The sequence below is a fragment of the Mycobacterium terramassiliense genome (assembly GCF_900157385.1).
Classification (GTDB): Bacteria; Actinomycetota; Actinomycetes; order Mycobacteriales; family Mycobacteriaceae; genus Mycobacterium; species Mycobacterium terramassiliense.
The window spans coordinates 884,169-905,710 of sequence record NZ_LT717700.1 but is presented as its reverse complement, the minus strand read 5'-3'; the positions used below and the strand labels follow the sequence as shown (position 1 = coordinate 905,710).

Here is a 21,542-nt window from a genome sequence, read left to right as displayed (position 1 = left end):
GAGCTGCTGGAGCGCCTGCATGTGGTGGCGCTGCCGATGCGGGTGCGCTTCCGCGGCATCACCACCCGCGAGGTCGCGCTGATCGAGGGCCCCGCGGGTTGGGGCGAGTTCGGCGCCTTCCTGGAATACGCGCCGCCCGAGGCCGCGCACTGGCTCGCCGCCGCCGTCGAGGGTGCCTACCGGCCGCGGCCGCCCGTCCTGCGCCAGCGCGTCCCCATCAACGCGACCGTGCCGGCCGTGCCCGCCGCCCGGGTGAGCGAGGTGCTGTCGCGGTTCCCGGGGGCCGGCACGGCCAAGGTGAAGGTCGCCGAGCCGGGCCAGACGCTGGCCGACGACGTGGCGCGGGTCAACGCCGTGCGCGCACTCGTGCCGACGGTGCGGGTGGACGCCAACGGCGGCTGGACCGTCGAGCAGGCGGCGCGGGCCGCGGCCGCCCTGACCGCCGACGGCCCGCTGGAGTACCTCGAACAGCCCTGCGCGAGCGTCGACGAACTCGCCGCGTTGCGCGCGCGGATCGACGTGCCGATCGCGGCCGACGAAAGCATCCGCAAGGCCGACGACCCGCTCGCGGTGGTCCGCGCCCACGCCGCCGACATCGCCGTGCTCAAAGTCGCCCCGCTGGGCGGGGTTTGCGCCCTGCTCGCGATCGCCGCCCAGATCGACATCCCGGTGGTGGTCTCCAGCGCGCTGGACTCGGCGGTCGGCATCAGCCATGGCCTGACCGCCGCGGCGGCCCTGCCGCAGCTGCGCCATGCCTGCGGGCTGGGCACCGGTGGGCTGTTCTCGGCCGACGTGGTGGACGTCGCCGCGCCGATCGACGGCTGCCTGGCGGTCGGGCCGGTGACGCCCGACCCGGCGCGGCTGCGGGCGCTGGCCGCGCCGCCCGAGCGGCGGCAGTGGTGGATCGACCGGATCAAGGCCTGCCATCCGCTCCTTGTACCGTCGTCCGGGTGATCAACCTGGCATACGACGACCGCGGGTCCGGTGAGCCCGTCGTTTTCATCGCCGGCCGCGGCGGCGCCGGGCGCACCTGGCACCCCCATCAGGTCCCGGCGTTCCTGGCCGCCGGGTACCGCTGCATCACCTTCGACAATCGCGGGGTCGGCGAGACGGAAAACGCCGAGGGCTTCACGACGCAAACGATGGTTGCCGACACCGCCGCGCTGATCGAGTCGCTGGACGCCGGCCCGGCGCGGCTGGTCGGGGTCTCCATGGGCGCGTTCATCGCGCAGGAGCTCATGGTGTCGCGGCCCGAGCTGGTCCGCTCGGCGGTGCTGATGGCCACCCGCGGCCGCCTGGACCGCGCCCGCCAGTTCTTCCACGAAGCCGAGGTCGAGCTGCACGCCTCCGGGGTTCAGCTGCCGCCGGGGCTCGACGCGAGAAACCGGCTGCTGGAAAGCTTTTCGCGCAAGACGATCAACGACGAGGCGGCCGTGGCCGACTGGATCGCGATGTTCACCACCTGGCCGGTCAAGCAGACCCCGGGCCTGCGCGCCCAGATGTATGTCTCCCCGCAGACCAACCGGCTGGCCGCCTATCGCAGCATCGCCGCGCCGGTGCTGGTGCTCGGCTTCTCCGAGGACATCGTGACGCCGCCCTACCTGGGCCGGGAGGTCGCCGACGCGATGCCCAACGGCCGGTACCTGCAGATACCCGACGCCGGACATCTCGGTTTCCTGGAGCGGCCCGAGGCCGTCAACGCCGCGGCGCTGCAGTTCTTCGCCGGCGCCTGAACCCCCCAGCGTCGACTCGTTGCGCGAAATCGGGGGGCGCTTTCAGGCGATGGATGCAACAGTGGGTGGTTTGGTCGGGTTGGACAGTAGTTCGTCGAGGGCTTCGGCGGGGGTTTTCCAGTCCAGTGTTTGGCGTGGCCGATTGTTGAGTTTGGCCGCGACGTAGTCCAGATAGTCGGCCGGAAACACCGACAGGTCAGTGCCTTTAGCAAACCACTGGCGCAGTAGCCCGTTGGTGTTTTCGTTGCTGCCGCGCTGCCACGGGGAGTGCGGATCACAAAAGTAGATATCCAAGTCGGTGGCTGCGGCGATGGCGATGTGGTTGGCCATTTCCTTGCCTTGGTCCCAGGTCAACGTGCGGCGCAGCATCGCCGGCAGCTGGGCCATCTTGGCCACGATCGCGTCCTGGACGGCCAGCGCGCCGTGGTTGTCGGGCAGGTGCAACAGCATGACGAATCGGGTGCTGCGCTCGACGAGGGTGCCGATCGCCGAGCCCGATTCGGTGCTGCCCAACATGAGGTCGCCTTCCCAGTGGCCAGGCACCGCGCGGTCGGCCACCTCCGGTGGACGCTCGCTGATGTTGACCATGTTGGGGATACGACCCCGGCGCTCACCGGGGATGCTGCGCGGTTTGCGCAACGCCCGCCCGGTGCGCAGGCAGCGGTGGATATCGCGGCGCAAGTGGCCGCGGCCTTGCACGTAAATCGCCTGATAGATGGCTTCGTGTGACACCCACATCTCCGCATCGTCAGGAAAATCCCGCCGCAGCCCCACCGCGATCTGGCCGGGACTATGGAAGTCGTCTAACCGAGTCTGCACCTCCTGACGCAATCGGTCATTTGCCGCCAGCGTGCTCTGCTTGGGACGCCGGGCACGTTCATCGGAGCGTGCTTGGGCCCTGAGGGCCCGATACTGAACGTGCGCGGTTTTGCCGCTCTGGCGCGCCCCGAAGGCTTCCTTGCGCCGATAACCGGATTTGCGCCCGTCGTAGCTGTTGTCCACCCCGTTGGCGTCGATCTCGCGTTTGATCGTCGACGCCGGCCGGCCCAGCCGGTTGCCGATCGAGTGCAACGATTCGTTCGTCCTGACACCAATTTCGATCTCGACCCGGTCTTCGAAGGTCAGCCTCGGCCGCGGGCCAACGCTTTTCGGTTCACATAGCCGTGGTTTCACGCCGCCAGCATCAGCAAACCAGCCATAGCCAGAACGTTCCGACACGCCGACGGCGACACCGGCCTCCGCGGCACTACAGCCATTACCGATGTGAGCCCAGAACTGACGGACAACAAACCTCAACGGCGGACGCGGCACAGCAACACTCCTCAATCAGATGTGTTGCATCCATCCCTTGAAGCTAAGGGGCGAGTTGCCGCAACGACTCCACGTTCGGCGGCCGGCCAGCGGGTTGTGACACGCTGTAGTGGTGAACCCCTCGACGACACAGGCCCGCGTCGTCGTCGACGAGCTGATTCGCGGCGGCGTCCGCGACGTCGTGTTGTGCCCGGGGTCACGGAACGCGCCGCTGGCCTTCGCGCTACAGGACGCCGACCGGTCCGGCCGCATCCGGCTGCACGTCCGCATCGATGAGCGCACCGCCGGCTACCTGGCGATCGGGCTGGCGATCAGTGCCGGCGCGCCCGTGTGCATCGCGATGACCTCGGGGACCGCCGTGGCCAACCTCGGCCCGGCGGTGGTCGAGGCCAACTACGCGCGGGTGCCGCTGATCGTGCTGTCGGCCAACCGGCCCTACGAGCTGCTGGGCACCGGGGCCAATCAGACCATGGAGCAGCTGGGCTACTTCGGCACCCAGGTCCGCGCCACCATCAGCCTGGGCCTGGCCGAGGACGCACCCGAGCGGCTGGATTCGCTCAACGCCACCTGGCGATCGGCCACCTGCCGCGTCCTGGCGGCCGCGACGGGATCTCGCACCGCCAACGCCGGCCCCGTGCAGTTCGACATCCCGCTGCGCGAACCGTTGGTGCCCGATCCCGCACCGCACGGTGCCGCGACCCCGCCGGGCCGCCCCGGCGGCAAGCCGTGGACCTACACGCCGCCGGTCAGCTTCGACCAGCCGCTGGACATCGACCTGACGCCCGACACGGTCGTCATCGCAGGGCACGGCGCGGGCGCCCAGCCCAACCTGGAGCAGCTGCCCACCGTCGCGGAGCCGACGGCACCCGCCCCGGCCAACCCGCTGCACCCCCTCGCGCTGCCGCTGCTGCGGCCCAAGCAGGTGATCATGCTCGGCCGCCCGACGCTGCACCGGCCGGTCTCGGCGCTGCTGGCCGACCCGAAGGTGCCGGTGTACGCGCTGACCACCGGACCCCGGTGGCCCGACGTCTCGGGCAACTCGCAGGCCACCGGCACGCGCGCGGTCACCACCGGGACGCCCCACCCCGCGTGGCTGCACCGCTGCGCGGAAATGAACCGCCACGCGATCTCCGCGGTGCGCGGCCAGCTGGCGGTGCACCCGCTGACCACCGGGCTGCACGTCGCCGCGGCCGTGGCCGACGCGCTGCGGCCGGGCGACCAGCTGGTGCTGGGGGCCTCCAACCCCGTTCGCGATGCCGCGCTGGTCGGTCTCGGGTCCGCGAGGCATCGCGGACAGATCACGGTCCGCTCCAACCGCGGGGTGGCCGGCATCGACGGCACCGTGTCCACCGCCATCGGCGCCGCCCTGGCCCACGAGGGCCGCACCGTCGCGCTGATCGGCGACCTGACGTTCGTGCACGACAGCTCCGGGCTGCTGATCGGCCCCACCGAACCGACACCGCAGCGGCTGACGATCGTCGTGTCCAACGACAACGGCGGCGGCATCTTCGAACTGCTCGAGCAGGGCGATCCGAGGTTCTCCGATGTGTCCTCGCGGATCTTCGGCACCCCGCACGACGTCGACGTCGGAGCCCTGTGCCGCGCGTACCACGTGGACAGCCGGCAGATCGAGGTCGACGAGCTGGGCGCGGCGTTCGACGAACCGGGGATCGGCATGCGCGTGCTGGAGGTCAAGGCGGACCGCTCCTCGCTGCGCCAGCTGCACGCGGCCATCAAGGCCGCCTTATGAGACGTCCAGCACCGTGACGTCACCGAAAGTGTTGCTGCGCATATTGATTCATGGCCGCAGCGATGAGCCGCCATCGACCCGGGCCCGGATTGCGTTGCGGTGGATGCGGATTGCGGTGTTGATCCTGGCGGGGCTGGTCACGTTGCAGTCGGTGCTGCTGGTGGCCGGCGCGTGGCGCAACGATCTTGCGATTCGACACCACATGGGCGTGGCGCAGGCCGAGGTGCTCAGCGCCGGGCCGCGGCGCTCCACCATCGAATTCGTCACGCCCGACCGCGTCACCTACCGCCCCGAACTGGGCGTGCTGTATCCGTCGGAGTTGGCGACGGGGATGCGGATTTACGTCGAATACAACAAGAACGACCCGAACCTGGTCCGGGTGCAGCACCGCAACGCGGGGCTGGCGATCATTCCGGCGGGATCCATCGCGGTGGTGGCCTGGCTGGCCGCGGCGGTGGCGCTGGCGGGCCTGGCGCTGCTGGACAGGTGGCTGGACCGCCGCGCCAAGGCGCCCGACCAGCAGATTTCGCACGACGTATGCCCGTAGGCAACCTTTCCGACAGCCGACGCTGAGATGGTGATGTTGTGCGCGTAGCCATCGTCGCCGAATCCTTCCTCCCCAATGTCAACGGTGTCAGCAACTCCGTGCTGCGCGTCCTCGAGCATCTGCGTCGCACCGGGCACGAAGCCCTCGTCATCGCCCCCGACAACCCGCCGGGCCAGCCCCGGGCGGATCGGGTTCACGACGGCATCCGGGTGCATCGGGTGCCGTCGCGGATGTTCCCCAAGGTGACCACGCTGCCGCTCGGGCTCCCGATGCCCCGACTGGTGGGCGTGCTGCGCGGATTCGACCCCGACGTGGTGCATCTGGCGTCGCCGGCGTTGCTGGGCTACGGCGGCGTGAAAGCGGCGCGCTGGCTAGGGGTGCCGACGGTTGCGGTGTATCAAACCGACGTCCCGGGCTTCGCGGCGAGCTACGGCATTCCGATGACCACACGCGCGGCGTGGGCGTGGTTTCGCCACCTGCACAGCCTGGCCGACCGCACCCTGGCGCCGTCCAGCGTGACGATGGAGTCGCTTGTCTCCCATCGGTTCCCGCGGGTACATCGGTGGGCGCGCGGGGTCGACGTGCTGCGGTTCGCGCCGTCGGCCCGCAGCGAGGAGCTCAGGCGGCGGTGGTCGCCGGCCGGCAAGCCGATCGTCGGGTTCGTGGGCCGGCTCGCGCCGGAGAAGCACGTCGAGCGGCTGATCGCGCTGACCGCCGACGATTCCGTGCAGCTGGTCATCGTCGGCGACGGCGTCGATCAACGCAAACTGCAATCGGCAATGCCCAGAGCGGTTTTCACCGGAGCGCTGTACGGCGAGGAGCTCGCCGCTGCCTATGCCAGCATGGACGTCTTCGTGCATCCCGGTGAGCACGAGACGTTTTGCCAAGTCGTGCAGGAGGCGCTGGCATCGGGGCTGCCGGTGATCGCCCCCGACGCCGGCGGCCCGCGTGACCTGGTGGCCCCGTACCGCACCGGACTGCTGTTGGACGTCAACGAGTTCGAGGCGCGGCTGCCCGAAGCGGTGGCGCACCTGCTCGCCGAGCGGCACCGCTACGCTCCCGCCGCCCGGCGCAGCGTGCTCGGCCGCAGCTGGCCGGTCATCTGCGACGAGCTGCTCGGCCACTACGAGGCCGTGCTGTCGCCCCTTTCGCGGCGGCGAATGTTCGCCAAGCGCTACGCGCAGGGGGAGTGAGCGGGCGCCTTAGGTGTGGTCGATCGGTGTCCCGGTCGTGTCGCTGAGGAACTTGGTCAAGAGCCGATCGAATTGCCGGAGCTCGTCGCTCGACCAGCCGGAAAGCGCGCGCGCCAGATGATCGCGCCGGACCTCGTGGAGCACGCCGGCGGCGTGCCGGCCCTGCGCCGTGGCGTCGACGACCGAGACCCTTCCGTCGTTGGGGTCGCTGCGCCGCACGACGAGTCCGGCGTCGGCGAGGGCGCGCACGCGCCGGGTGGCCATACCGACGTCCATGTGGGCCAGCCGCGCCAGCTGCCCCATCGACAGTGGTCCTTGGTCGATCAAGACGCGCAGCAGAAGGTAGGACGGCTGCGACAGTTCGGTATTGGCGGCCGAGGCCTGCCGCGCGAACGCCGCGCGGCTCGCGCTCAGCCGCACCACTCGCGCGAGGGTGGCGCTGATCGAGTCCACCGAATCCAGCTTGCGCGCCGCCGTCACACGGGCACGGTATCCGGATTCGCTTGACATAGTCAAATAAAAGTGGATAGTTTGGCCCCCTCTGGCCTGACTGAGGGAGAGGTCATGCGCGCTGCGTCGTTCTACTTCGACTGGGCCAACTATCGGACGATGCTGCGGCTGTTACGTCGCGACCCACCGGCGTCGAAGCCGTGGATTCGCTATGTCGCATTCCTGGTCGGCGTGCCCGGCGTCGCGGCCGTCCATGCGGCGTGCTTCGCGCTCGACCCGCTCCTGTTCGGGTCGCTGCGGCGCACCCGGGTGACGGCGCCGACGTTCTGCGTCGGCCATGCGCGCAGTGGCACCACGTATCTGCACCGGCTGATGGCCGCCGATCCGCAGTTCAGCTACGCGCTGATGTATGAGCTGTTCTTCCCGTCGCTGCTGCAAAAACGCCTGCTGCGCCTGCTGTTTCGGCTCGACGCCGCGGTTTTCGGCGGGCGCCTGCGCCGCCGCCTCGATGCGATCGAGGAGCAGCGGTTCGCGCCGACCGACGACATGCACAAGACCGGCTTCTTCGTCCCGGAGGAAGACGACTTCTTTCTGACCTGGTCGCTGTGCTCCGGCTTCTGGATCGTCATGTTTCCCTTCATGGGCGAGCTGGACTTCTACCACGTGGATCAGTGGCCGGACCGCAAGCGCCGGCGGGTGATGGCCTTCTACTCCGAATGCGTCCGGCGGCAGATCGCGCTGAACGGCGGCGGGACGCACCTGAGCAAGAACCCCACCTTCTGCGGGCGCGTCGAAGCCCTGATCGAGACGTTTCCCGACGCGAGGTTCATTGTCCCCCTTCGCAATCCCGATGAGACCATTCCGAGCCTGCTCAAGCTGTTGAAGAACGAGTGGGATCTGCGCGGTCGCGACGAGCACCTGATCGCGAAATCGCTGCGCGTTCTCGCCGATCAGTCGTTCGACGCGTACCTGCGCCCGCTCGACGTTCTGGCCGCCCACCCCGAGGTCCGATCGGCCGTCGTCGACTATCGCGAGCTGGTGGCGCACCCCGAGGCGACGATGCGCCGGATCTACGGCGAACTGGGGCTCGAGCTGGGGCCGGTGGCCGCCAAGGCGTTCGCGGCGGCCGGAGCCGGCAACGGGCACGAGTCGGCCCACCGCTACAGCCTCGAGGAGTTCGGGCTCGACCCGCGGGAGATCCACACGCGACTGGCCGAGCTGTTCGAGCAATACCGGTGGGATATCGAAGGAGAGGGCGCACATGTCCACTGAGTCAAGCCAACTCGCCCTGCGGGGCGCCTGGGCCGACATGCTCGACGCCCTGACCCGGGCCCGCGACGCCGTCGACTCCACCGATCTGCACGCCCCGCCGGTCACCGACCAAAGCCTGGCGGATGGGTACCGCTACCTGTTGGGCTTCGTGTTCAGCGCGATCGAGCGCGGCCTGTGCGAAGATCCCGATTTCCCTTACTTCCGGCGCGCCATCCAACCCGTGGACAAAGCCACCATCGACAACGCCGACGCGCTGTACCTCTCGGCCTCCATCGACGGCGCCAAGAGCTACCGGATCCGCGGCCGGCTGGTTCCGAAAGCGCCGCAGTACATCATCTTTGAAGCCCACAGCCTCTACGCCGGCGACACCGGCAGCCTCGCCGAGCTCGCTCCCGGTGGGCGCGTCATCACCGGGTCGTTGGACCTCTCGGATCTGCTCGTCGACGACGACGGCCGGTTCGAGATCCTGCTGGCGCCGCGGCGGCCCGCCGATCACTCGGGAAACTTCGTCGCCACGTCGACGGCCGACGGGACCGCCTCGGCGCGATACCTGATCGCCCGCATGCTCTTTCACGACTGGGAGCACGAGGCATCGCCCGACCTGCACATCGTGCAGATCGGCAAGGAGGGCGCCCAGCCCGCGCGGCTCGACCCCGGTGCCGTGGCGCGCGACGTCCGGCGCGTCGGAAGCATCGTCGAAAACCAGATGACGTTCTGGAACCAGTTTTATGACCTGGTGCTCGAGGCGCACGGCGACAAGAACGGCGACGGGCTCACCCTCATGCCGCGCAACGACCTGAACGAGCCGGCATTGGCCAACCTCGCGATGGGCGGCGGGCAGAGCACCAACGTGTACTCGGGTGGCGTCTACGACCTCGCCGAGGACGAAGCGCTCCTGGTCGAAGTCGACGTGCCGGTGCCGCCCGCTTACATGGGCTTTCACCTGTCCAACCTGTGGGGCGAGTCGCTCGACTACGCCAACCACACCAGCAGCCTCAACGGATTTCAGTCCGAATCGGATCCCGACGGGACCATCCGCTACGTCGTCGCCGGGAGCGATCCCGGGGTGCCGAACTGGCTCGACACCGCCGGCCACCCGGGTGGTTTCCTGGCCCTGCGGTGGACCTACTCCACGCCCCCGCCCGAATTGCCGAAGGCCTCGGTCACCAAGGTGGCGCTTGCCGCCGTGCGCGAACACCTCCCCGCGGCCACCCGCGTCGTGTCCGCCGCGGAGCGCCGAGCGCAGATCAGGGTGCGCCAAGAACACGTCCAACGGCGTTACCGGCAATACTGACCGATCCCGCCCGGGTAGCGTCGACGTCGTGAGTCGCGCGGCGTTGGACAAGAATCCCCGGGACGTCGCGTCGATGTTCGACGGCGTCGCCCGCCGGTATGACGTGACCAACACCGTCCTCTCGCTGGGCCAGGACCGGTATTGGCGGCGAGCCACCCGCTCGGCGCTGCGCATCGGGCCCGGTCAGAAAGTGCTGGACCTGGCCGCGGGCACCGCGGTCTCCACCGTGGAGCTGCGCAGGTCCGGGGCATGGTGTGTGGCCGCCGATTTTTCGGTCGGGATGCTGGCGGCCGGCGCCGGTCGGGACGTGCCGAAAGTCGCCGGGGACGCCACCAAGCTGCCCTTTGCCGACGCCGTGTTCGACGCGGTCACGATCAGCTTCGGGTTGCGCAACGTCGCCGACCAGCGGGCGGCGCTGCGCGAGATGTTCCGTGTCACCCGGCCGGGCGGGCGGCTGGTGGTGTGCGAATTTTCCACGCCCACCAACGCGCTGTTCGCGACCGTTTACAAGGAATACCTGATGCGGGCCCTGCCGCGGGTGGCGCGGGCGGTGTCCTCCAACCCGGACGCCTACGTCTACCTCGCGGAGTCGATCAGGGCCTGGCCCGACCAGCCCGCGCTGGCGCACCGGATTTCAGCGGCCGGGTGGTCGGCGGTGCGCTGGCGCAATCTGACCGGGGGCATCGTGGCGCTGCACGCCGGATACAAGCCGGCCTAGTCGGGCCCAGGTGGGCTTAGTGGCCCGCGCGTTGGATGAAACCGACCTGGTCGGGACAGTAGTGGTCGATCGCGGCGCCCAGGAACTGGAACGCCTGGCCCTGGGTGGTGCCCAGCGCCAGGTTGTGCTGGATGAAATTCGCCGACTTGTACGGGTCGCCGTCCACGCCCCTGCCGATCCGGTCACAGCTGATCTTGCCCAGCCACGCCAGTTGGTCCTGCGGGCCGTACACGCCGAAATGGTTGACGGTCTGCTTGAACACGTAGTCGTAATCGTCGGCCTGCGCGGGCGCCGCCAGTGCGACGGCGGCGCCCGCCATGGCGATCAGAGAAGCCAGCCTCGAAGCCTTCATTAGCCGGACTATACACCCGGTTGTTTTACACGCCCAGGTGCGCGGATAGCAGCCAGGCGCCGACCGACTTGAGGCCGTTGGGCTCGTCGCGGACGTCGACCCACGGCGAGCCGGGAAAACTGTCGGGCAGCTTGGCGTAGATGCGCGCGGGCCTGATCTCGTCGACGACCCAGTACTTGGACACCACCGCGCGCAGTTCGCCCGCGGTGACCGCGTTGATCGGGCCCTCGGGCACCGCGGCCTTGTCGAAGACCAGGGCGTAGTAGGAGGCACCGGGCGCCGCGGCGCGCACGATCGATTGCTGGTAGCCCTCGCGAGCCTCGACCGGGATCGAGTGGAAAAGCGTCGAGTCGACGATCGTGGAGAACCGGCCGTCATAGCCGGTGAACGAGCTGATGTCGGCCACTTCGAAGGTGGCGTTGGTCAGGCCCCGCTTCTCGGCCTCGCGCCGGGCCAGGTCGATCGCGGTGGGGGAGAGATCGAGCCCCACCGTGGTGACCCCCCGCTCGGCGAGGGTCAGCGAGATCGCGGCTTCGCCGCAGCCCACGTCGAGGACGTCGCCGTGGAACTTGCCCTGCTCGATCAGGGCGGCCAGCTCCGGCTGGGGGGCGCCGATGCTCCAGGGCGGGCGCGTGCCCTCGCCGAACTGCGCGGATTCGCCGCGGTAGGCGGATTCGAATTCGAAATCAACTGGTTGAGTCATGCCCTAGATATATCAACGGCTCTGATATATGTCAAGAAGATTGATATAGTGCGCGGAAGCCGCCACCCGCCTGCGCAAACTTGGCTCAGCTGAACGGCGTTCGGCGGTCGATCAGCCGCGAGAAGCGCCCGCCGCCCCGCCAGGCCCGCGCCACCCAGTCGGCGTCGTCGTCGGTGACCAGGTTGGCCATCACCCGCACGGCGATCGTCATCAGCCGCGCCGAGCGCATCGCGACGGGGCCCGTCGTGGGCAGAAACCGCTGAAAGGTCAGCAGCAAGGCCAGCCGGCGCGCGACCGAAAAGCCGCGGCCGTAGTGCTCCTGCAGCAGCGAGGGCCACACGCGCGACAGGTCGCGGCAGTCGAGCAGTTCGGCGGCCAGCCGCCCGGTCTCCAGGCCGTAGTCGATGCCCTCGCCGTTGAGCGGGTTGACGCAGGCCGCGGCGTCGCCGATCAGCATCCAGTTGGGGCCGGCCACCCCGGAGACCGCGCCGCCCATCGGCAGCAGCGCCGACGACACCGCCCGCGGCTCGCCGGAAAAGCCCCACTCGTCGCGGCGCAGGTCCGTGTAGTAGGAGATCAGCGGTCGCAGCGCCAGGTCCGCCGGCCGCTTCGACGTCGACAACGCCCCGACGCCGATGTTCACCTCGCCGTTGCCCAGCGGGAAGATCCAGCCGTAGCCCGGCAGCACGGCGCCGTCGGGGGAGCGCAACTCCAGGTGCGAGGTCAGCCAGGGGTCGTCGGCCCGGGGGGTGGTCAGATAGCCGCGCGCGGCCACGCCGTACACCGTTTCCTGATGCCAGCGCCGGCCCAGCTTGCGGCCCAGCGACGAGCGGGCCCCGTCGGCGACGATCAACCGGCCACACCGCACCTCGGTGCCGTCGGCCAACGTCAGCGACACCACGCGTCGCGACGAGTCGTGATGCGCGCCAACCACTTTGGTCCCGAGCAGCATCCGGGCCCCGGAGTCCTCCGCGCATTTGCGGATGCGGTCGTCCAGCTCGAAGCGGGCCACCGCGCTGCTGGTCGAGGGGAATGACGGGCCCGGCCAGTCGATCTGGACCTCGCCGCCGAATCCGCTCATCCGCAGCCCGCGGTGCCGGATGCGCGTGTCGAGCCAGTCGCCCAGCCCCAGCCGTTCGAGCTCGGCGACGGCGCGCGGGGTCAGCCCGTCCCCGCACGGTTTGTCGCGGGGGAAGCCGGCGGAGTCGATGACCAGGACGTCGCGACCGGCGCGGGCGGCCCAGGCGGCCGCCGCCGAACCCGCGGGTCCGGCGCCCACCACCACCAGGTCGGCGCCGATATCTCTCGTCTCCATGCTCACCAGTATGTTTGGTCGGGTGAGGACTCCGGAGACGGTGGTGGCCGGCATTGACTTCGGGGATGCCGTTTTCGCCGAGACCGTGCGCGTGGGAGTCGGCCGAATCGAGCAGCTCATGGACGACGAGCTGCGCGGCGCCGACGAGGTGATGACCGATTCGCTGACGTATCTGTTCAAGGCCGGCGGCAAGCGGTTCCGGCCGCTGTTCACCGTGTTGTCCGCGCAGATCGGGCCCGACCCGGACGCGGGGGAGGTGACGATCGCCGGCGCCGTCATCGAGTTGGTGCACCTGGCCACGCTCTACCACGACGACGTGATGGACGAGGCGGAGGTCCGCCGCGGCACGCCCACCGCCAACGTGCGCTGGGGCAACAGCGTCGCGATCCTCGCCGGTGACTACCTGTTCGCGACGGCGTCGCGGTTGGTGTCGCGGCTCGGGCCGGAGGCGGTGCGGCTCATCGCCGAGACGTTCGCGCAGCTGGTGACCGGCCAGATGCGCGAAACCCGGGGCTTGAGGGAGGGGGCCGAGGGCGCGGATCCGGTCGAGCACTACCTGAAGGTGGTGTACGAGAAGACGGCGTGCCTGATCTCGGCGGCGGGCCGGTTCGGGGCGATGTTCTCCGGCGCCGACGGCGAGCAGGTGGAGCGGCTGAGCCGCCTGGGCGGCATCGTGGGCACCGCGTTCCAGATTTCCGACGACATCATCGACATCGACAGCGACTCGCACGAGTCCGGCAAGTTGCCCGGGACCGATGTCCGCGAAGGGGTGCACACCCTGCCGATGGTTTACGCGCTGCGGGAGCCGGGGCCCGAGGCGGCGCGGCTGCGCGAGCTGCTGTCCGGGCCCGTCACCGACGACGCGGCGGTGGCCGAGGCGTTGACGCTGTTGCGTGCGTCACCCGGGATGGCCAAGGCCAAGGATTTCCTGGCGCAGTATGCGGCGCGGGCGCGCCAGGAGCTGGCCTTATTGCCCGAGGTCCCGGGCCGGCGCGCGATGGAGACGCTGATCGACTACACGGTGAGCCGGCACGGTTGACGGTGCCACGGACCCGGCGGAACCTCCACCGCCGTTTCAAGCGTTCAATGAGCGATGAGGTAACGCTCCAAGGAGGACACTGATGACCTGGCATCCGCAGGCCAACTGGCTGAAGACCTTCGCCCTGTTGGTCGGTATGTCCGCGTTGATCGTGTTTGTCGGCTCGTTGTTCGGCAGGACGGCGATGTGGCTGGCCGTGCTGTTCGCCATCGGCATGAACGCCTACACCTACTTCAACAGCGACAAGCTGGCGCTGCGGGCCATGCACGCGCAGCCGGTTTCCGAGCTGCAGGCGCCGGTGATGTATCGGATCGTGCGCGAGCTGGCCACCTCGGCGCACCAGCCGATGCCGCGGCTGTACATCAGCGACACGAACGCGCCCAACGCGTTCGCCACCGGGCGCAACCCGCGCAATGCGGCGGTGTGCTGCACCACCGGCATCTTGGGGCTCCTCGACGAGCGCGAGTTGCGCGCCGTGCTGGGCCACGAGCTTTCGCACGTCTACAACCGCGACATCCTGATCTCCTGCATCGCCGGCGCGATGGCGTCGGTGATCACCGCCTTGTCCTACATGGCGATGTTCTTCGGCGGGGGAAACCGAGACGGCGGCAACCCCTTTGCGATGCTGCTGGTTTCGTTGCTGGGCCCGATCGCCGCGACGGTGGTCCGGCTGGCCGTGTCCCGGTCCCGCGAGTACCAGGCGGACGAGTCGGGTGCCGTGCTGACGGGTGACCCGCTGGCCCTGGCGTCGGCGCTGCGAAAGATCTCCGGCGGGGTTCAGCTCGCGCCGCTGCCCCCGGAGCCGCAGCTGGCCAGCCAGGCGCACCTGATGATCGCCAACCCGTTCCGCGCGGGCGAGCGGATCGGTTCGCTGTTCTCCACGCACCCGCCGATCGAGGACCGCATCCGCCGGCTGGAGGCGATGGCGCGCGGCTGATCGGCCGATGAACCGGGCCCGGCTGCCCGCAGCGCAACGTGGTAGCGCATGTGCTACCGAATTCGGGGCAAGTCATCTCTTCTCGAGAGCCCGGCTCGTCTTGGGGATGAGTGACTCGCGAATTCGATAGCGCATGCGGTATCACATCGCGCGTGGGTCATTACACCTTCCGCGCCGAATGGTCGCGCCATTACCACGGGTACGTAGGTGTGTGCGTCGAGCTGCCTTACCTGAGGCGCGAGGCGCCGACCGCGCCACAGGCCGTCGCCGCCGTCGAGGAGGCGCTCATCGAACATCTGGAGAGCCTGCGCGCCTGCGGAGACTCCGTCCCACACCGCTTTCCGAACGCGGCTACAGCGGAACGTTCAGCGTCAGAACATCCCCGGAGCTGCATGCCCGCCTCGCTCTGGAGGCCGTCGAACAGGGGGTTTCGATGAACCAGTGGATCGTTCAGAAGCTCAGCGGCCGCTCGCCGAGCGACACCTTCGGGCTGTCCGGCTTCGATTAGGCCGCACGTCGATCGTCGACGGTTCCGCGCGCCCTAGCCGCGAAGTGCCCCGTCTCGAGCACGCCCCGGATCACGACCGTGCCACCGGTGGCCTCGAACTGGCGCTGCCAGTCCCCGATCGCCTGATGCGCGGCGTGATCGAGGTAGTTCACCGAAAGGTCAACCGTCACAATCGTTCCGGCCGGGACGGACGCCAGCACGCGCGTCAGCCGCGGCAGGGCCAGGAAGGTACACGCCGGCCCCTCGATCAGCACCTGCCAATCCTGCCCGACCGGTCTGGCCTCGACTCTGGCCCAGATCACCCGCCATCCGGTTAACGCGATGGCCAGGGCGAGGCCGATCAGCACGCCGTGCAGCAGGTTGAGGAAGACGACGCTGACCGCGGTCACGATGTAGACGGCGAGATCCCCGTGCTTCGTTGCCGTTTCGATGTGCGCCGGCTTCAGCAGCTGAATGCCGATGACGATCAGCAGCCCGGCCAGCGCCGCGGTCGGGATCTCCTCGACCAGCTCCGCGAAGGGCACCGTGAACAGCAGGATCCAGAAACCGTGCATGATCGACGAGGCGCGCGACCGGGCGCCCGCGTTGACATTGGTCGAGCTGCGCACGATTACACCGGTGATCGGCAGCCCGCCGATGGTCCCCGACACGATGTTGGCGGTGCCCTGCCCGATCAACTCGCGGTTGAAATCGGTGCGCGGGCCGTTGTGCATCCTATCGACCGACACCGCCGACAGCAGGCTTTCGACGCTGGCGATCAGGGTGATGGTGATGACCCCGATCGCCACCGCGCCCCAGTTGCCGTGCGGGAGGTCGGGCAGGCGCAGCGCGTTGAGCGGCGACGAGTCGATCTCGATCCGGCGCACGTGGAACGGCAAGACCAACGAGATGATCGTCACCGCGACGATGGCGACCAGCGGACCCGGGACGAAGCGCAACCGGGCCGGTACCCAGCGCCAGGCCACCAGGATGGCGATCACCAGCGCGCCCAGCAGCACGCCGGGCCGGTGCGAGTCGATGATCTGCCCCGGCAGGCCGATGAGGTTGTGCCAGGCCGAGCTTTTGGATTTCCCGCCCAGCAATACGTGCGCCTGTTGCAGCGCGATCGTGATCCCGATGCCGGCCAGCATGGCATGCACGACGACCGGTGAGATCGCCAGCGCCGCCCGCGCAATACGGCTGAGTCCCAACAAGACTTGCAGCACGCCCGCCAAAGCGGTGATCAAACACGTTACCCCCCAACCGAAGTCGGAGATGAGATCGGCGACCACGACGGTCAGGCCGGCCGCCGGACCACTGACCTGCAACGGCGATCCGCCGATGGCTCCGGCGATGACGCCACCGACAATCGCGGCGATCAGACCCGCGAGCACGGGCGCGTTCGACGCGATCGCGATTCCCAGCGATAACGGCAATGCGACCAGGAACACCACGAGTGAAGACGGCAGGTCGTGGCGGACAACCGATCTGATCCAGTCCCGCCGTGATTCGTTGCGGGCCTGAAGAATTTGTTGATCGCCGAGCTGTTCGATGTTTTGCATCGGTCGCTTCCGTCGTTAGGTGTGAGCGGGGACTTCGCTACGTCGGCGTAGCTCATTGGCGCACAATCAATTACGACCGCGCCAATCGGCCGGCAACAGCCTGGCTACCTCGTTCGACGGTAGGGGGCCGTCAAACCGCAGGTCAAGCCAACGGGCCTGCCCCATATCGAATGCAAATATTATCGTTACGAGTTGTTTGGTTGCTTCAGAACCCCGAGCCGTGCACCTCGTGCCCGGGAACCTCGACCATCAGGCCGCGGTAGGCCTCCTCGACGGTCGAGCCGTGATTGATCACGGCGTCCACCTCGCGGGCAATCGGCATATTCAGGCCAAACTCATTGGCGAACTCCATGATCACGCTGGCGGCCTTGACGCCCTCGGCGACCTGGTTCATCGACGAGATGATCTCGTCGATCGGCTTGCCGGCACCCAGTTGCTCCCCGACGTGCCGGTTGCGGCTGCGCTGGCTGGTGCAGGTCACGATCAGGTCACCGAGGCCGGCCAGCCCGGGGAAGGTGTCCGGATCACCGCCCATCGCCACGCCGAGCTTCGTCATCTCCCGCAACGCGCGCGCGATCACCAGGGCGCGGGTGTTCTCCCCGATGCCCAGCGAGTAGCCCATCCCGACCGAAATGGCGTAGACGTTCTTCAGCGCGCCGGCCATCTCGACGCCGACGACATCGTCAGTGGTGTACACGCGGAAGCGCCGGGTCCGGAACAAACCCGACAGCCGGGTCGCCAGGTGTTGGTCGGGCATGGCCAGCACGGCCGCGGCCGCGTAGCCCTCGCCCACCTCGCGCGCGATGTTGGGGCCGGCCAGGATGCCCGCCGGGTGACCCGGCAGCACCTCCTCGATGATCTGCGACATCCGCATGTTGGTGCCCTGCTCGAGGCCCTTGACCAGCGACACCACCGGAACCCACGGCCGCAGCTCGCGGGCCAGCTCGGTCAGCACGCCACGGAAGCCATGCGAGGGCACGCCCATGACCACGACGTCGGCGCAGTTGGCCGCTTCCGCGAAGTCGGTGGTGGCGCGCAAGGTGTCGCTCAGGATGACGTCGTTGCCGAGATAGCGGCTGTTGCGGTGGTCCTCGTTGATGTCCTTGGCGGTCGCCTCTGAGCGCACCCATTGCAACGTCGGTCCGCGCCGCGCGCAGATGGAGGCCACGGTGGTTCCCCAGGAACCTCCACCGAGGACAACGACCCGGGGTTCGCGCTTGTCAGCTGCCATGGCGACCAGCGTATTGCCGACATCCGAGATTTAGAAGCAGTTCACCTCAGTCCAACCCAACGGCCTCAGGGCAGGTGACTTCGGTCCCTACCTCCCCGGCCGGATCTGCCGGATCGTCACAAGTACAGGTCTGCCACGAGGGAGGTTTCATGCCCGGACACGCTCGACGGGGCCGCGTATTCGCGTCGCTGGCCGCGGCTGCTCTCGCGGTGTCGGTCGGTTCCCCGGGCGTCGCGGCCGCCGACGGCGGTCGCCCGCAGGCCAACCCGGAGGAAAAGGCGGCGGCGATGATACGGCCGGCCGTCATGTATCTCGCCGGCCAGAGTTATGGCGCGGTCCGGCTGCCCGACGGCCAGATCCTGTCTCAGTTCGGCCCGGGGACCACCATGCCGTTCATCGCGGTCTGGGCCTGCACCGCGTTCGTCATCAATCCCGACGGTTGGGTGGCCACTGCGGGTCATTGCGTCGATCCGGACACCGCCAAGCTGCTGATACTCAAACGGGCGGCCAAGGAATACATGACGCAGTTCCCCGACGCGCCCGAAGGGCGGACTCCGGCCGCGGCGCTGGAATGGCTGCAAAAGAACGCGAAGGTCGAGGGCAACACCGCCGACCGGGGCCCGGAAGTCAGCCTCGCGCTGACGTACGGCACCGGCACCACGATCGCGGGCAAGGTCGCGGCCAACGTCGTGGATTTCCGGCCGCTCGGCAAGGGCGACGTCGCGCTTCTCAAGGTGGACAAGCACAACCTGCCGTCGTCGGAGCTGGCCGCCGACGCCGACGTCAGCATCGGCACCCCGGTTCTTGCGGTGGGCTTTTCGCAGAGCACCGAGAACGTCACCGGCCCGTCGCTGGACCCGACCAACAAGAGCGGCAAGGTCAGCAAGAAGTCGACGATGGGGTCGGCCGCGGAGTATGAGATCGATGCCCCGGTGTCCGAGGGCATGAGCGGCGGCCCGACGGTCGCGCTCGACGGCAAGGTGATCGGCGTGAACAGCTTCGCCCCCCTCGGCGAACCGCAACCGTTCAACTTCGTGGCGCCGGCCGACGGGCTGGCGGCGATCTTGGCGAGCAAGGGCGTCAAGGCGGCGTTGGGACCCGCCGACCTGTACTACCGCAAAGGGCTCAAGCATTACTACGCCGGCCAATACAGCGAGGCGATCGACGACTTCGACCAGACCCTGTCGATGTCACCCGACTACCCCGGGCTGGTAGATCTCCGGACCAGCGCGGCCAACCTGCGCCAGCAGCACGGCGATTTCTCGGTGCTCAGCGGCGCGCACCTGCTGTGGTACATCACCGGTAGCGTCGCTCTGGTGCTCGCCGCCGCCGCCGGTCTGACCTTCATGGTGGTGCGAAACCGTTGGCACCTCGACACCTCGGCAAATGCGCCGGGGTTGCAGCTGATTTCGGGCAAGCGTCCCGGCACCGAGAAACGGGTTTCTGCACGGGGCATCAAAATCGGTGCTGCCCGGCTCATCGGCGTGGCACCGACACACGCGCCGGCGGAACCCCATTTCTGTTCGGGTTGCGGAGCCGAACACCACCCCGCGGAAAAGTTCTGTCCGAGCTGCGGCAAAGCGATACTTGGTGACGAATCCGCTCAGGGAGCCAACCGCTAACCCGCCAGCGGTGCGCGGTCGGCCGCCCGGCCGAACACCATCGCCTCCTCGATCCGGTCGAACCGGTAATCGAGGGCATCGGCGAGATAGTTCTGCCGCACATTCCACGGCCGCTTGGTGCCGGACTTGGGCAGCGCTTGCACCGACCGCTTGACGTAGTTGGCCTGGATGTCCCAGGACGGCTTGACGTCCATCGGCTCGTTGCCCAGGTGCGGGTAGGCATGCGTGTAGCCGTGGGCGGCCATGTGCGCCAGCAGTTTTGCCGTCGCCCGCGCGGTGATGTCGGCGCGCAGCGTCCACGACGCGTTCGTGTAACCGACGCACCAGAACAGGTTGGGCACGTCCTCGAGCATGTGGGCCTTGTAGACGAAGCGGTCGCGGTGATCGATCGCGACACCGTCCATGCTGATGGTGGCCCCGCCCAGCGCCTGCAGCTGCAGGCCGGTCGCGGTGACGATGATGTCGGCGTCGAGGTGCTTGCCCGATTCGAGCGCGATGCCGGTGGCGTCGAAGCCCTCGATGCGGTCGGTGACCACCTCGGCGCGACCGCCGCTGACGGCGTTGTAGAGATCGGCATCGGGGATCAGGCACATCCGCTGGTCCCACGGGTTGTACCGCGGCTTGAAGTGGACGTCGACGTCGTAGCCGGCGGGCAGCTTCTTGATCGCCTTGCGCCGCAGCAGCCACTTGACGAAACCCGGTGCCTTGCGGGACAGGAAGAAGAACACCGCCTCGGTCAGCGCGCTGTACGTCCGGATCACCAGGTGAGCGGCGTTGCGGGGCAACAGCATCCGGGCCACGGCGGCGACCTTGCCGTACTTGGACGCCGAGATCAGATACGTCGGCGAGCGCTGCAGCATCGTCACCTTTTCGGCGCGTTCCGCCAGCGACGGGATCAGCGTGACGGCCGTGGCGCCGCTGCCGATCACGACGATCCTCTTGCCGGTGTAGTCCAAATCCTCGGGCCAGTGCTGGGGATGCACGACGGCGCCCGCGAAGCGGTCGATGCCGGGGAAGTCGGGGGTATAGCCCTCGTCGTAGTTGTAGTAGCCGCTGGCGAAGAACAGGAACCGCCCGCGGTAGCGCTTCTCGCCGCCGTCTTGCTCGACGGTGACCGTCCAGGTATCGGTGGACGAGTCCCAATCCGCCGACCGCACATGGCTGTTGAAGCGGATGTGGCGGTCGATACCGTACTTGCGCGCGGTGGCGGTCAGGTACTCGCGGATGTGCCCGCCGTCGGCCACTCCCTCCTTCCGGGTCCACGGCTCGAACGGAAATGACAGCGTGAAGATGCTGCTGTCGGAGCGAACGCCGGGGTAGCGGAACAGGTCCCACGTGCCGCCGATCTGCGCGCGCCGCTCCAGGATGGTGTAGGTCAGGCCCGGGTTGCGCTCGGCGATCCGGTAGGCCGCGTCGATGCCGGAGATGCCCGCGCCGACGATGATGACGTCGAAGCGGTCGTCCTGCTGCGGAGTCACCGTCATCGAAGAACCTCGCTTCCCGCTACCGGTAATTGACGAATTGCAGGGCCACGTCCAGGTCGGCCTGCTTCAGCATCGCGATCACGGCCTGCAGGTCGTCGCGTTTCTTGCTGGTGACGCGGACCTCGTCGCCCTGGATCTGGGTCTTGACGTTCTTGGGCCCCTCGTCGCGGATGAGCTTGGTGATCTTCTTGGCGTTCTCGCTGCTGATGCCCTGCTTGAGGGTGCCGGTGACCTTGTAGGTCTTGCCGGAGGGTTGCGGCTCGCCCGCGTCGAAGGCCTTCATCGAGATGTCGCGGCGGATCAGCTTCTCCTTGAAGACGTCGACGGCCGCCTTGACGCGCTCCTCGGTGGACGAGGTCAGTTCGATGGCCTCGTCGCCCTTCCACGCGATCTTGGTGTCGGTGCCGCGAAAGTCGAACCGCGTCGACAGCTCCTTGGCCGCCTGATTGAGCGCGTTGTCGACCTCCTGGCGGTCCACCTTGCTGACGATGTCGAACGATGAGTCAGCCATCCGATCCGTCCCTTCCTCCGGTGCTAGCCGT

The 21,542-nt window shown here is 68.5% G+C and carries 20 protein-coding genes and 1 pseudogene; 12 read left to right on the top strand and 9 right to left on the bottom strand.

Features of this window, described 5'->3' with window-relative positions; all coding sequences use genetic code 11:
- Nucleotides 1–36: 36 nt before the first annotated feature.
- Together MTAB308_RS12435 and MTAB308_RS12430 are read left to right on the top strand one after the other, a co-directional pair.
- Nucleotides 37–954 (top strand): o-succinylbenzoate synthase, encoded by a 918-nt coding sequence (locus MTAB308_RS12435; RefSeq protein ID WP_245831411.1) that lies wholly within the window; start codon nucleotides 37–39, stop codon nucleotides 952–954.
- A complete protein-coding gene (locus tag MTAB308_RS12430; protein WP_077099687.1) occupies nucleotides 951–1,733 on the top strand; it encodes an alpha/beta fold hydrolase in 783 nt (260 codons plus the stop codon). The genes MTAB308_RS12435 and MTAB308_RS12430 overlap by 4 nt, the downstream gene beginning before the upstream one ends.
- Before the next feature lie 42 nt (nucleotides 1,734–1,775).
- Here MTAB308_RS12430 and MTAB308_RS12425 read toward each other — a convergent pair whose 3' ends face one another.
- The gene (locus tag MTAB308_RS12425) at nucleotides 1,776–3,044 is read right to left on the bottom strand and encodes an IS30 family transposase (protein ID WP_077099686.1); all 1,269 of its coding nucleotides are present in this window, start codon (nucleotides 3,042–3,044) and stop codon (nucleotides 1,776–1,778) included.
- A 112-nt stretch (nucleotides 3,045–3,156) separates the two neighbouring features.
- Between MTAB308_RS12425 and menD the strand changes: the two genes are divergently transcribed.
- The 3 genes from menD to MTAB308_RS12410 are packed head-to-tail and all read left to right on the top strand — an operon-like array spanning nucleotide 3,157 to nucleotide 6,534.
- A complete protein-coding gene (gene menD, locus MTAB308_RS12420; RefSeq protein WP_077100157.1) occupies nucleotides 3,157–4,794 on the top strand; it encodes a 2-succinyl-5-enolpyruvyl-6-hydroxy-3-cyclohexene-1-carboxylic-acid synthase in 1,638 nt (545 codons plus the stop codon).
- A 13-nt stretch (nucleotides 4,795–4,807) separates the two neighbouring features.
- Complete coding sequence (locus tag MTAB308_RS12415) at nucleotides 4,808–5,341, top strand: DUF3592 domain-containing protein (RefSeq protein WP_077099685.1); 534 nt, start codon at nucleotides 4,808–4,810, stop codon at nucleotides 5,339–5,341.
- A 38-nt stretch (nucleotides 5,342–5,379) separates the two neighbouring features.
- Complete coding sequence (locus MTAB308_RS12410) at nucleotides 5,380–6,534, top strand: glycosyltransferase family 4 protein (RefSeq protein ID WP_077099684.1); 1,155 nt, start codon at nucleotides 5,380–5,382, stop codon at nucleotides 6,532–6,534.
- Nucleotides 6,535–6,543: 9 nt separating this feature from the next.
- On the opposite strand, the gene MTAB308_RS12405 is transcribed toward MTAB308_RS12410, so the two are convergent.
- Entirely contained in the window at nucleotides 6,544–7,014 is a 471-nt protein-coding gene (locus MTAB308_RS12405) for a MarR family winged helix-turn-helix transcriptional regulator (RefSeq protein WP_245831382.1), read from the bottom strand.
- An 84-nt stretch (nucleotides 7,015–7,098) separates the two neighbouring features.
- On the opposite strand from MTAB308_RS12405, the gene MTAB308_RS12400 reads away from it, so the two are divergent.
- The 3 genes from MTAB308_RS12400 to MTAB308_RS12390 are packed head-to-tail and all read left to right on the top strand — an operon-like array spanning nucleotide 7,099 to nucleotide 10,268.
- Nucleotides 7,099–8,256, top strand: coding sequence for a sulfotransferase family protein (locus MTAB308_RS12400; protein ID WP_077099682.1), 1,158 nt, complete (start codon nucleotides 7,099–7,101; stop codon nucleotides 8,254–8,256).
- Nucleotides 8,246–9,550, top strand: coding sequence for a DUF1214 domain-containing protein (locus MTAB308_RS12395; RefSeq protein WP_077099681.1), 1,305 nt, complete (start codon nucleotides 8,246–8,248; stop codon nucleotides 9,548–9,550). The genes MTAB308_RS12400 and MTAB308_RS12395 overlap by 11 nt, the downstream gene beginning before the upstream one ends.
- 28 nt (nucleotides 9,551–9,578) lie before the next feature.
- On the top strand, nucleotides 9,579–10,268 hold the full coding sequence (locus MTAB308_RS12390) for a demethylmenaquinone methyltransferase (protein WP_077099680.1): 690 nt from the start codon (nucleotides 9,579–9,581) through the stop codon (nucleotides 10,266–10,268).
- A gap of 16 nt (nucleotides 10,269–10,284) precedes the next feature.
- Here the strand turns inward: MTAB308_RS12390 and MTAB308_RS12385 are convergent, their stop codons facing one another.
- From MTAB308_RS12385 to menJ, 3 genes are all read right to left on the bottom strand, one after another.
- Nucleotides 10,285–10,620 carry a DUF732 domain-containing protein gene (locus MTAB308_RS12385; protein WP_077099679.1) on the bottom strand — a complete coding sequence of 112 codons (336 nt, stop codon included), beginning with the start codon at nucleotides 10,618–10,620 and terminating at the stop codon, nucleotides 10,285–10,287.
- A gap of 25 nt (nucleotides 10,621–10,645) precedes the next feature.
- Complete coding sequence (locus tag MTAB308_RS12380; RefSeq protein ID WP_077099678.1) at nucleotides 10,646–11,323, bottom strand: class I SAM-dependent methyltransferase; 678 nt, start codon at nucleotides 11,321–11,323, stop codon at nucleotides 10,646–10,648.
- 85 nt (nucleotides 11,324–11,408) lie between these two features.
- Nucleotides 11,409–12,638: a menaquinone reductase gene (gene menJ, locus MTAB308_RS12375; RefSeq protein ID WP_077100156.1), complete on the bottom strand. Its 1,230-nt coding sequence runs from the start codon at nucleotides 12,636–12,638 to the stop codon at nucleotides 11,409–11,411.
- Between the two features lie 22 nt (nucleotides 12,639–12,660).
- Here menJ and grcC1 point away from each other — a divergent pair, with 22 nt between their 5' ends.
- The 3 genes and pseudogenes from grcC1 (at nucleotide 12,661) to MTAB308_RS12360 (ending at nucleotide 15,122) form a co-directional block, all read left to right on the top strand.
- Nucleotides 12,661–13,677, top strand: coding sequence for a nonaprenyl/(2E,6E)-farnesyl/geranylgeranyl diphosphat synthase (gene grcC1 / locus MTAB308_RS12370; protein ID WP_077099677.1), 1,017 nt, complete (start codon nucleotides 12,661–12,663; stop codon nucleotides 13,675–13,677).
- A gap of 82 nt (nucleotides 13,678–13,759) precedes the next feature.
- Nucleotides 13,760–14,614, top strand: a complete 855-nt coding sequence (htpX, locus tag MTAB308_RS12365) for a zinc metalloprotease HtpX (protein WP_077099676.1) — start codon at nucleotides 13,760–13,762, stop codon at nucleotides 14,612–14,614.
- A 152-nt stretch (nucleotides 14,615–14,766) separates the two neighbouring features.
- Nucleotides 14,767–15,122: pseudogene (locus MTAB308_RS12360) on the top strand (type II toxin-antitoxin system HicB family antitoxin).
- Here the strand turns inward: MTAB308_RS12360 and MTAB308_RS12355 are convergent.
- Nucleotides 15,119–16,663, bottom strand: a complete 1,545-nt coding sequence (locus MTAB308_RS12355; protein WP_077099675.1) for a SulP family inorganic anion transporter — start codon at nucleotides 16,661–16,663, stop codon at nucleotides 15,119–15,121. The pseudogene MTAB308_RS12360 and the gene MTAB308_RS12355 sit on opposite strands and share 4 nt — an antisense overlap.
- 205 nt (nucleotides 16,664–16,868) lie before the next feature.
- Complete coding sequence (locus tag MTAB308_RS12350; RefSeq protein ID WP_077099674.1) at nucleotides 16,869–17,894, bottom strand: NAD(P)H-dependent glycerol-3-phosphate dehydrogenase; 1,026 nt, start codon at nucleotides 17,892–17,894, stop codon at nucleotides 16,869–16,871.
- A 149-nt stretch (nucleotides 17,895–18,043) separates the two neighbouring features.
- On the opposite strand from MTAB308_RS12350, the gene MTAB308_RS12345 reads away from it, so the two are divergent.
- Nucleotides 18,044–19,516, top strand: coding sequence for a trypsin-like peptidase domain-containing protein (locus tag MTAB308_RS12345; protein WP_077099673.1), 1,473 nt, complete (start codon nucleotides 18,044–18,046; stop codon nucleotides 19,514–19,516).
- Here the strand turns inward: MTAB308_RS12345 and MTAB308_RS12340 are convergent.
- Together MTAB308_RS12340 and MTAB308_RS12335 are read right to left on the bottom strand one after the other, a co-directional pair.
- On the bottom strand, nucleotides 19,513–21,000 hold the full coding sequence (locus MTAB308_RS12340; protein ID WP_077099672.1) for a flavin-containing monooxygenase: 1,488 nt from the start codon (nucleotides 20,998–21,000) through the stop codon (nucleotides 19,513–19,515). The genes MTAB308_RS12345 and MTAB308_RS12340 overlap by 4 nt on opposite strands.
- A gap of 19 nt (nucleotides 21,001–21,019) precedes the next feature.
- Nucleotides 21,020–21,511, bottom strand: a complete 492-nt coding sequence (locus tag MTAB308_RS12335) for a YajQ family cyclic di-GMP-binding protein (protein WP_077099671.1) — start codon at nucleotides 21,509–21,511, stop codon at nucleotides 21,020–21,022.
- Nucleotides 21,512–21,542: the final 31 nt, after the last annotated feature.

Excerpts from the sequence above, each read along its gene's own strand:
- MTAB308_RS12435 (WP_245831411.1), top strand. The coding sequence starts at position 37 with ATGCGGGTGCGCTTCCGCGGCATCACCACCCGCGAGGTCGCGCTGATC.
- MTAB308_RS12400 (WP_077099682.1), top strand. The coding sequence starts at position 7,099 with ATGCGCGCTGCGTCGTTCTACTTCGACTGGGCCAACTATCGGACGATG.
- MTAB308_RS12395 (WP_077099681.1), top strand. The coding sequence starts at position 8,246 with ATGTCCACTGAGTCAAGCCAACTCGCCCTGCGGGGCGCCTGGGCCGAC.
- MTAB308_RS12385 (WP_077099679.1), bottom strand. The coding sequence starts at position 10,620 with ATGAAGGCTTCGAGGCTGGCTTCTCTGATCGCCATGGCGGGCGCCGCC.
- MTAB308_RS12380 (WP_077099678.1), bottom strand. The coding sequence starts at position 11,323 with ATGACTCAACCAGTTGATTTCGAATTCGAATCCGCCTACCGCGGCGAA.
- menJ (WP_077100156.1), bottom strand. The coding sequence starts at position 12,638 with ATGGAGACGAGAGATATCGGCGCCGACCTGGTGGTGGTGGGCGCCGGA.
- htpX (WP_077099676.1), top strand. The coding sequence starts at position 13,760 with ATGACCTGGCATCCGCAGGCCAACTGGCTGAAGACCTTCGCCCTGTTG.
- MTAB308_RS12355 (WP_077099675.1), bottom strand. The coding sequence starts at position 16,663 with ATGCAAAACATCGAACAGCTCGGCGATCAACAAATTCTTCAGGCCCGC.
- MTAB308_RS12350 (WP_077099674.1), bottom strand. The coding sequence starts at position 17,894 with ATGGCAGCTGACAAGCGCGAACCCCGGGTCGTTGTCCTCGGTGGAGGT.
- MTAB308_RS12345 (WP_077099673.1), top strand. The coding sequence starts at position 18,044 with ATGCCCGGACACGCTCGACGGGGCCGCGTATTCGCGTCGCTGGCCGCG.
- MTAB308_RS12340 (WP_077099672.1), bottom strand. The coding sequence starts at position 21,000 with ATGACGGTGACTCCGCAGCAGGACGACCGCTTCGACGTCATCATCGTC.
- MTAB308_RS12335 (WP_077099671.1), bottom strand. The coding sequence starts at position 21,511 with ATGGCTGACTCATCGTTCGACATCGTCAGCAAGGTGGACCGCCAGGAG.